This is a genomic window from Gilvimarinus sp. 2_MG-2023, assembly GCF_030547685.1.
Lineage (GTDB): Bacteria > Pseudomonadota > Gammaproteobacteria > Pseudomonadales > Cellvibrionaceae > Gilvimarinus.
Map to the genome: position 1 here is coordinate 1 of NZ_JAUOQM010000016.1, position 10,185 is coordinate 10,185.

Below are 10,185 nucleotides of genomic sequence, written 5' to 3' on the forward strand. Positions count from 1 at the left end.
ATCCGTTTCAAGCCGCTAACAGTGTATTAGGCAGAATTTCGTTTATACAACACTAAAACCCACCGTTTTTCTCCGCTTATTTACAAAAAATCATATCAAGTTCAACTGGTTAGCGCATCTTTTTCTGTGTTTTGTCACTGTGAAAACAAAGCCATTGTGTTTAACGAGACCCTTACGAGGTCTTCTATGCACCCATGAAGACACAAAATATACATATATATCAGAGTGTTAGCGTCTAGTTTATAGAGAAAAAAAGACTAATGAATTTGTTACTCATAGGACCCTGCCCTTGAATTTACTCATATTTCCATTGTAACTGTTTATACATACAGCACTTCGGGAGTTGTTTGTGAAACCTTCACCTTTCATTGAGCGGGTCCGGTCCGAGCTTCGTACTCGCCATTATAGTTTACGCACAGAAAAGACCTATCTTTACTGGATTCGTCACTTCATCTTGTTTAACGATAAACGACACCCCGAGGTGTTGGGGAACGTAGAAATTGAAGGGTTTCTGAGCTACCTCGCGGTTTATCGCAAGGTCAGTGCTGCGACTCAGAAACAAGCACTCTGCGCAATTGTCTTTTTATATAGGTACATAATCGAACGGGAAATAGAAGACTTGCAATACGGTTTCGCCAAACGCTCCGAAAATGTCCCAACGGTACAGTCTACCGACTGCGTAGCGATTTCTCGGGGCCCCGTACAAGCCTTCTGTTTCTAGCATACCAATGGGCAGCGTATCGTCCCAGATCTTTATATTTTGCTGACAATGAGAGCCGCATTCACTCCGCCAAAACCGAATCCATTACATAGCACGTGCCGTGTCGGATGTTCACGCGCGAAGCCAGAGACAAAGTCCAAGTCATCTAGCTCCTCATCGACATCATTCAGATTCTGGGTCGGAGGAAGTCGATTGTGCATTACCGACAAGATGGAGAAGATGCTTTCCACGCCACCAGCGGCACCGAGTAGGTGGCCTGTGGCCGACTTAGTAGCGGAAATCGGGATACCGGCAAGTGCATCACCAAAAGCGTTGCGTAGTGCCGCTATTTCCGCTCGGTCACCCACCGGGGTCGAAGTGGCATGAGCATTGATGTGGTTTATCGCGTCGGGAGCCAGCCCGGCCATTCGCAGCGCCGCCCGAATGGCCGCAGCCGCACCACTGCCGTCCTCCGGGCCGGCCGTAATATGATGTGCATCCGCACTGGTGCCGTAGCCGCTAAGAATGGCCAACGGTGTTGCTCCGCGTGCCTCAGCGTGGGCCAGGGTCTCGATGACTAGCATTCCTGCTCCCTCCCCCATGACGAAGCCATTGCGTGTCCGGTCGAAGGGACGCGACGCGCTCGTGGGGTCGTCCTGTTCAGTGGATAGCGCCTTCATGGCGTGAAAGCTGGCAAGCGATAGCGGATCGATACAGGCTTCCGCACCGCCCACCAAGGCTACATCCGCTTCGCCGCTGCGAATCAAACGCATGCCGTCGCCTATTGCCTGCAGGCCAGCGGCACAGGCCGTAACAGGACAGCCTAGCGGCCCACGCAGGCCATAGCGAATGGAGACATTCCCTGCCGCCAAGTTAGCCAGAAAAGCCGGCACAGTGAAAGGTGAGAGGCGGCGGTGACCACGCGTCGACAAAGTATTTTGCGCTTGGGTAATGGTGGGAAAGCCGCCAATCCCAGAGCCTATAATGGTCGCAGTGGCCAGTCGATTTGCGTCGTTTGTCGGGAACCAGTTGGCTTGGGTCAGTGCCTCTTCGGCGGCAGCCAAAGCGTATAGACTGAACAACTCCAGCTTGCGGCGGTTCTTTGTCGTGGCGACGCCATCTGGGTCAAAACCAGCTTCCGAATCCTCACCGATGTCAGGGACCGAGCCCGCCACCTTGATAGGTAGCTCGGCGGTATCGAACCGGCTGATTAAAGAAATGCCGGAACGGCCAGTCAGAAGACGCTCCCAGCTTGCCTTAACGCCGCTGCCGAGGGGATTGACTGTGCCCATGCCGGTGATGACGAGCGGTGATTGCATAGTGGTTTTCCTGCATAGTGGGTGTTGTACTACGCTACCACCCGACTTAATATGATCAAGATAATATTATGCATGGAAAAGTGAGAGCTCCATGACCCACCTAAAAAATCGCAAGGCCAAGTCCCGAGAGCGCATCCTCAAGTCAGCTATTGAATTGTTCAGCCGCCAGGGCTTCGAGAAGGTATCTCTGGGCCAGATTATGAAGCTTGCCAAAATGACCCATGGTGCTTTTTACGCACACTTCGCTTCAAAAGAAGCGCTTTATCACGCCTCGGTAAGAGAAACCTTGGAGCGCAGCCGAGCGGCCAGGTTGGTTAAAGGGCCGCTATCGGTGCAGCATTTGACGGAGCTGGTCGCGAATTGTTGCAGTCTTCGGGAGCTGGAGCGAACCCGCACGCCGGGGCCCGAATCTGTACTGTTCAATGAAATTGGCAGTGAGAACGCTGAAATCCGTACCTTGTTCGAAGCTTCATACTTGCGCATGAAGAAAATGCTGGAGACCCGTCTCATTGCGCTGGGTCGCCTAAAAAAGCTCCCATTCGACCCAGATCGCAAGGTTATTGCGGACAAGTCTCGCGCCATTCTTGCCTCACTGATAGGCGCGGTAGCCATTGCCAAAAGCCTACCTACTGGGCAGGAAAGCAAAGACATCCTTAATGTCGCGCAACGCAACATTCTACTGCTGATTGGCATCAAAGAGAGTGAAGTGGAAAATATGCTGGGAAATCTGGAGTGCGAAGCAACTACGTAAATGCTGACCACACGCAGATTAAGGCTGGGGGAGATCGAGATTCTTAGCCACCTCCGCTTGCTCCCGTCTTTTATCGTTGACAATACACCTAATGACAAGCATTAGATCAGCACGAGCTTGGAGCTCGTTCGACTCCTTGCGATTTGCGGTAACAATATCAAAAATGTTGTCGAATTTGATAGAAGCCATACTATGAACACGTTGGGATATATCAATAAAAAATGCAAAAAAAGACGACACGTATTGCTTTGGCGTCACCTGGCCGATTTATTAACAGAGCAGGAGGTCACATAAATATAGACTATCCTCAGTAATTTTACACTCACAGCTCGGGGGCTCTGATAGCTCTCATCTGCGGCAGGCACAGGCAAACTTTAGCCATATTAAGCTACACGAAGATTCCAAGATATTATTTATAAGACTACAGCAACGCCATAAATTGATATTTGTGAAAATATCAAATACTGTATAGTAAATAACCACTTCGTATCGCTAGATTGACATGAAATCCCTTGATTCAACGCTGCCCACCTCCGGTGAGGCTACAATCGCCAAGAAAGCGAGCCAGGAGCTTTCCGCATCCATTAATACAAAGGCCCTATCTCAGCTAGTGAGTATCACCGATGCCGATGATATAACTCATAGCATCTCTATACCTGTTTCATCACTTCGTATACTGATAGGTATTCTCACTGAACTCGGGCAAGGCAATTCAGTCAATCTGCTACCCATCCGCACTGAGCTCAGCACGCAAGAAGCGGCCGATTTACTTAATGTACCTCGCTACAACTTATTGAGGTTACTCAAGGAAGGGCATATTCCCCATGATCACAAAGACAACCACCGCAAGGTTAAATATGCCGATTTATTAGCCTATCAAGATAAGCTAGAGGCAAATCGCCGTTCCACGCTTAGCGAGCTGAGCGAACTCGATCAAAAGCTAGGCCTTGGCTACGAGTAAATTTTTGCTCACGTAACTAGTGCTTCCGCGTGTCCATGCTAATACGTAATATGTTCAAGCGTCCTATCAACACCTATTTTTCTGCACTTATTGTTTGTCATCTGATGGAATCTCGCCAAACCTCTCAATCACAAGCTGAGCAAGTTCAGGGCGCTGTAAATCTTCCTTGGTAGCCTGTCCACGGAAAAGACGGGTGAGGCTATCGCACACCTTTTTACCGTGCTCAGCTTGAACCTTCATCCTCGCATAACCCTCGGGGTCAGCCTTTAAGCGCTTGTAACGAGCGACTAGAAGTCGTCTGGCTATATGGTCATCAATTTAAATACTATTTAGTAAGGTCACTACTCCTAGCTGACCGGGGCGAAGACGAGCTCAAAACAACCGGTGCGCCACTCACGGCCTCATGGGTAGACATAACTCTAATCATTCAATACTATTAACAATCAAACCACCACTTCCGCCAAATCGCCTTTTTCTTCCAGCCAGCTTTTACGATCGGCGGCGCGTTTTTTGGCCAGTAGCATGTCCATTATTTGATTGGTGTCGTCACCGTCTTCGACGCGCAGCTGTACCAATCGGCGTATATCTTTGGCCATGGGATTTACGGTGTCTTAAAGAGCGGTATGCCATTTGACGACAATAAAGGAGCGAAAGAGGTTGCCATTTAAGACGGCATCTGTCCCCGGAACTCCCTCCTGCACCGAGTTAACCGTGCGCGGTTATATTGGTTTTTCTTTGTTTGGCAGAAGTCAAACGTGGATACGGCAGCCGGAGTAACGTCGCCGAGGGTAAAAAAGAGCACCATGTGGCAGCGTACGGGCTGACGCCAACAATACTTAGGCAGCGCCCCCATTTATGTAGATTGCAATGCAAGGCAATAGCGCTTTAGCCCGCCGCTATAGCCTGTCGTGCCTGCTGGCGTTTGAGCTTGGCTCTGCTTCGCTGTTTGCGCCGTTTAACCCATAGGGTGATGCCGGTAATAGACAAAATGACGGGGGACGTCCCTAGCACTGCCCAGATAATGCGCGAAAACAAGCCGGCAAAATCCCCATAGTGAAGGCTGGTGTAGGTATCAATAATACGAGCGCCTAAACCTGCCTCGCGGATATCGTAAGTGGAAAGCTTCTCACCGGTTTGTGCATCGAACGAGGTTGTACTGTTGTATTGGCTTGAGAGTATATTGCCGGTTGGCACCTCGCCCCACACGGTAATATTCGCTTGTGGTTCCCAAGGCAGTGACAAATAAGTAGCGGTAAATCCGTCCACGCTTTGTTCGGCCTCGGCAACCAGTGCATCCAATGAAAGCTGGTCACTGTAAAGCCGCTCTTGCATTCTATGGTGCTCAAAACCGTCGGAGTGCTCTTCCATTTCATGCAAATACGCGGCGATATTCCACCACCCACCCGTAAAAGCCAATATCACCAGTATTGGCGCACTAACAATACCAATCATTTTATGCAAATCAGAAAAATACACCACCATGCGCGCGTTCCAGCGCAGGGTAAAAAAGTTTTTCCAAAACTTGCGGTACAGAATAAACCCAGTAAGCCCTAACAATAGCAGCGCGATGGAAAAAACGCTGGTAATTAACAGGCCAACATCGTGCAGCAAAAAGGTATAGTGCAGCTCCAGCAACCAGTCGGTAAAATAATGATCGTGAGGTACCGGTGTCGACAGCAACGTATTGGTGTAGGGGTTGAGTAAAAGGTAGGACCACTCGCTAGTGCCCTTCTCCATTACGTAAACCACATCGGCACGGGCATCATCTTGAAATAACACCCACCCCACCACTTCATAATCGGGTTGTTGGTGGTTAATGGTATTGAGCAGTGCGTCCAGCGGTGCACGCTGCGCCTGCGGCTCAACCCGAACCTTATCATGCATCAGTAGCGAGTCAATCTCGTGTTTAAATACCAACAAACTGCCGGTAATACAAATCACCAAAAGGGGTATAAACGCAAAAAGCGCAGCCCAGCTATGTATTTTAAACAGTGATTTATTCACGGCTTACCCCATTCAAAACAAAGGCGGGGGCCGCTATGCCCCCGATGAGATTACGGTATCGTTAAACAATTACGTTAAAAGCTTACGCTAGCCGAGACATTAATACTGCGCGGCGCGGCATAGTAGGCTTGCTCGTATTTAACCGAACTGAAGTATTTATCGTCGGTCAGATTATCGAGATTCACGTTCAAAGTGAAGTTATCCGTTACCTTATAGCGCGCATAACCACCGACTACGGCGTAGGAATCTTGGGCGATTCGGCCATAAGCAGAGGTAAAATACACCTCATCTTGCCAGCGCGTGGACAGCCCCATTGCCAAGTCAGGCACTGCCGAGGGGTTCCAGGTCAGCAATAATTTGGCGCTATTGCGTGGAATAAACGTGCGCGCATCATCGCCGTTGGGGTCTTCCAACTCCAGGTAAGTGTAACCGGCCTGTACTGAGATTTGGTCGGTGATAGAACCGGCCACTTCAAGCTCAACCCCCTGCGACTCAACGTCGATACCACGGTAAATGGAGTAGTCAAAATCATCGCTATAATCGGTATCGTCAATACCGTCGCCATCGCCATACTCTTTAAACTCTTCGAGATTGGATTGCTCGGTACGGAACAGTGCTAACGTAACCAGCGCATTATTGGCAAAACTTTTCTTTAGGCCCAGCTCGTAACTTTTGCCTTCGGCAGAGCCGAGCGATTGCAAATCCTCACCCAAAACATATTGTGGCTGATAAATATCGCTATAGCTTGCATAGAGGTTTAAGTTGTCCGCCAATTCCCAGGTAAAACCGATGTAAGGGCTACTGCCATCTTCTTGTGAATCTGTCGGCACTCCGTAACTGACACCCTCGTTGTTGTAGTCGACCATATTCAACCCCAAAGTCAGGTTGATATTATCGCTAACAGCCAACAATAAAGAGCCGTAGATACGATCGAGGCTGATATCCTGATGAGCTGACTGGTAGGGAGAATCCCAAATGGGGCGCTCAACCTCGGCTCCGGTCCAACCCGGGAAGGCAGGCATGGATACAAAACCCGACAGCGCGTCGTGAGCATAGGACTCCGAATCACTATCGGCCGAGCTAATGCCCAGTTGCAATTGATGCTCTAATCCCCAAGCCATAAAACGGCCGTTAAGATTGGCATCTAAAATTAAGTTCTCTTTTTCATCATCGAACTTGCCGGGGTAACTAAGAAGTCCCAGCCCGGTATCGGCATCAAGGCCTTCATTCCAGTAAATATAAAACACCTCGGAGTGTTCTTCGTAATCGGTATGCATGGCCGAGGCGGTCAGGCGCCAGTTTTGGTTTATCTCCCAACCCAGCTCCACGAAGGTTTCGTCCGTTAAGGTATTCCAGTAGGTCCAGTCCATGGTTGTTGAGGTGGCAACATCGTAATCGGCCTGTTCGCCATTATTGTAAATGACCGGAACAGCGCCCCAGAGTACACCCTCGCTGTTGTTGTCCTGACGGCTATAACCCACGGCGAGAGTCACATCATCGGTCAACTGACCATCGACCACCAGATAACCGAGCTGGCGCTCGTTGCTGTAATGGTCTAACCAACTGTCTTTTTCCTGAGCCACAAGTACACCGCGCGCCGCCCACGACCCACTAGACGTTAAAGGCGTGGAGACGTCCAACTCCGCCCGGCGATTATCCCAGCTACCCCCGGTCAGCTTTACCGAGCCTGTAAATTCATTAGTCGGGCGCTTGCGCACGTAATTAATAGTGCCCGAAGGGTTACCTAAGCCGGTAATTAGACCGTTAGAGCCCCGAATAATCTCGACCTTTTCATACAGAGCCGTATCGACATCGCCCACCACCAACGAGCCAAACGGCATGCCAATACCGTCGATATGCATACTGGTGATGTCAAAACCGCGTGCGTTGTAGTAAGTGCGATCCGTCTCGGTGGAGTCAACGTTAATGCCTGTGGTCATTTTCAGCAAAGCATTGATATCCGACAGAGCAAAATCGTTAATAACGGCAGAATCAATAATAGTCAGCGATTGTGGCGTCTCGTAAACACCCATATCAAGCCCAGTCGCACCGCTGCTTTTACGATCATCACGCACACCGGTAATCGTCATTTGCTCAACAGCTACGTCCGGGGAGCCATCAGCTAATACAACGGTCCCACTTAAAGCCGTCAGGGCGAAAAGACTACTAGGCAAAGCCGCTAACATTAATTTCTTCATACATTCTCCACGAGGTGCACTTCCAGTTGGCGCGCATTTTGACAGTATTAAAGAGTTAATGCAAATGCCAACTATTCTCACTCGCCATCACGATTCCAGATCGCCTCATCAAAAGCGACCTTTCACCAACAAACATGAATGTAAAATTAAAACGAGACTCAACCGCCCCATCTACCACCTGGGCGCTCCAAAAAACTCAATAACTGGCTGTAATAAAAAGAATTTTCTACAATTAAGCTTAGACTTTATATTGGCATGGCACGGAAATCTCATTGTATTTCACACTTTTACTCAGGTGGGCTAACTAAGTAAAAAATCAAACTCTGAAGTCAGAAAGTCGCTCGAACGAACGAAAAACAAGAAGGCTGGATCGGATGAAGTTAACTCTCAGCTACAATTTTCGGATATAGAATCGGACAGTTTACTTAACTCTAGGCGTCGGGCCCGGCTTTTTCCTTTGAAGATCACGGCAAGTGAGTAACTCCAGCCTGCTTATAAAGCCCTGATCACCTGCAGGGCGGCCTGACGTGGTGTATTTCTCGATGAGTTCGTCTTTATCGCTTACGGCACCAAGATATTGCCACCAATTCGAAATCCTCCCCAACATCGGTGCCGTTGTCACAACCAAATCATCACACTTCGATAAGTACGCTCTCGTACTCGACCACGCCCATTGCTCTGGGGCTTGGCAGCTTTGCTTTCACGGGGTTCAGCTCTACGTACTTGACTGTCGCCAATAGGTATTGCTCGTCCATGACAAAAAAATGAAATCGTTCCTGCCATAGGTGGCCAGTTTTACTTGACCACTACACTACTGATCACGTACTGGGAAAATAAAGTGTGACGCATATCACACTAATAGACCGGAAAAGATACTAAAGAATTGCCATTTATTAAGATAAATAGCCGATAAAAAGTGAGAAAAGTAAGATAATCTATTGTTTTTACTGTATTTGTGTCGAAGTAAGGTAAAAAGCAAGGGTCTCATAATGCCCTATAACTAAAACCAAATCAGTGTGATTTAACAAAATTGGGGCCGTTAAAGCCCCAACGAAAACACCACTTATAGGTTTGTGCAGTAGGAATTATTAAGATTACATGTATTGCTGGCCATGTTATAGATATACATTGTCCACTCATGTTCACTTTGTACTTCACCAAAAAAAATTCCTTGAGAGTCAAGTGGTGGGGCCGAGTCACGATCCCCAGGCACGTGCCCCCCTGCCTTATAATGTATGCCCTCAACTTCTTCAACTACAGACTTCTCTGTCACAAAAACCCAACTTCCTGCCACTTTTTTCCAAAGCTTGTAGCGAATATGAGTACGTATTTTATTTCCAGTAGGCCTAGTCCAATGCGAGAAGTACTGAGACGCCAACTGAACACGATAGCGAACATTATCATGTAACACTACAGTCTCAGTTGAAGGGCCATAAACACACGTCCCTTTATGGTAGAACATTTCTATAGCAATAGTAGAATTTTCTGATGAAGTAGGTCCGCAAGGATGATTTTGTGGGTAGCCATCCATTTTACCAATAATTATTCCCCGACCTTGCAGGCTGTCGGTTTCGGCTTCGGGATCAGGATTTATAGTAGTTGCTCGAACGGCAATAGCAAAGTGCCCACTTCGTCCCATATTTGTAAAATAATCTGGAGATTCCAATTCAAATATTAGCTCATGCGTAAACGTGTAATACATAGGTTCTTCAAATACTATTTTTCCCACCCACGGACTTCCCCACTCAGGAACTATCGTGGGCGATTTTGGCATTACTCCATTTTTTTTCTCCTTGAACATCACGTAGTCGCGTGGTCCGAAATCTGCAAGAACCGAGGTTGCTGACAACCCCGATAAGAGCACTATCAATACTAAGCTTAATTTCATCATGAAATAATTCCTTAACTTGAGTAAATTGACCGCCAACTCCGACAGTCAAAATGAAAATTACCATACATAAGTTCGGACAAAAAGTTTTTGGATTTAAAGGCGTTCAAAATGATACTAGCTAAATGCTATTTTCGGGGGTTTAGATGGGTTCAATATGGCTTGGTGTGCACGCAAGCAATTGATTTTACTGAATTTGAGGCTTTACGTGGACTACTCCAAGGGTCTCATAACACTTATGGATGCTACAGGTAGGAAGCTAATGGTAGGAGTGATGGTAACCTTATAAAGATACGTGGGGAAAACCACCCGACTTAATATCGGGTGGCGTTAGAACCATTGGTGTCAGATACCCTCTTGAAAA

8 protein-coding genes and 1 pseudogene are annotated in these 10,185 nt (G+C 48.0%); 3 read left to right on the plus strand and 6 right to left on the minus strand.

Annotated features, from left to right (window positions below):
• The first annotated feature begins 349 nt into the window (after positions 1 to 349).
• A complete protein-coding gene (locus Q4526_RS02770) occupies positions 350 to 721 on the plus strand; it encodes a phage integrase N-terminal SAM-like domain-containing protein (RefSeq protein WP_215975373.1) in 372 nt (123 codons plus the stop codon).
• A 32-nt stretch (positions 722 to 753) separates the two neighbouring features.
• On the opposite strand, the gene fabF is transcribed toward Q4526_RS02770, so the two are convergent.
• The gene (gene fabF / locus Q4526_RS02775; protein ID WP_215975374.1) at positions 754 to 2,019 is read right to left on the minus strand and encodes a beta-ketoacyl-ACP synthase II; all 1,266 of its coding nucleotides are present in this window, start codon (positions 2,017 to 2,019) and stop codon (positions 754 to 756) included.
• A gap of 91 nt (positions 2,020 to 2,110) precedes the next feature.
• Here fabF and Q4526_RS02780 point away from each other — a divergent pair, with 91 nt between their 5' ends.
• The gene (locus Q4526_RS02780; RefSeq protein ID WP_215975375.1) at positions 2,111 to 2,770 is read left to right on the plus strand and encodes a TetR/AcrR family transcriptional regulator; all 660 of its coding nucleotides are present in this window, start codon (positions 2,111 to 2,113) and stop codon (positions 2,768 to 2,770) included.
• A gap of 502 nt (positions 2,771 to 3,272) precedes the next feature.
• Positions 3,273 to 3,731 (plus strand): helix-turn-helix domain-containing protein, encoded by a 459-nt coding sequence (locus Q4526_RS02785; protein ID WP_215975376.1) that lies wholly within the window; start codon positions 3,273 to 3,275, stop codon positions 3,729 to 3,731.
• Between the two features lie 87 nt (positions 3,732 to 3,818).
• Here the strand turns inward: Q4526_RS02785 and Q4526_RS02790 are convergent, their stop codons facing one another.
• The 5 genes and pseudogenes from Q4526_RS02790 to Q4526_RS02810 form a co-directional block, all read right to left on the minus strand.
• On the minus strand, positions 3,819 to 3,971 hold the full coding sequence (locus Q4526_RS02790; protein WP_215975377.1) for a hypothetical protein: 153 nt from the start codon (positions 3,969 to 3,971) through the stop codon (positions 3,819 to 3,821).
• Positions 3,972 to 4,174: 203 nt separating this feature from the next.
• Positions 4,175 to 4,327: pseudogene (locus Q4526_RS02795) on the minus strand (hypothetical protein); the annotation flags it as partial.
• 289 nt (positions 4,328 to 4,616) lie between these two features.
• The gene (locus Q4526_RS02800) at positions 4,617 to 5,735 is read right to left on the minus strand and encodes a PepSY domain-containing protein (RefSeq protein WP_215975379.1); all 1,119 of its coding nucleotides are present in this window, start codon (positions 5,733 to 5,735) and stop codon (positions 4,617 to 4,619) included.
• A gap of 74 nt (positions 5,736 to 5,809) precedes the next feature.
• Positions 5,810 to 7,933: a TonB-dependent siderophore receptor gene (locus tag Q4526_RS02805; protein ID WP_215975380.1), complete on the minus strand. Its 2,124-nt coding sequence runs from the start codon at positions 7,931 to 7,933 to the stop codon at positions 5,810 to 5,812.
• A gap of 1,063 nt (positions 7,934 to 8,996) precedes the next feature.
• On the minus strand, positions 8,997 to 9,824 hold the full coding sequence (locus Q4526_RS02810) for a hypothetical protein (protein ID WP_215975381.1): 828 nt from the start codon (positions 9,822 to 9,824) through the stop codon (positions 8,997 to 8,999).
• Positions 9,825 to 10,185 lie beyond the last annotated feature (361 nt).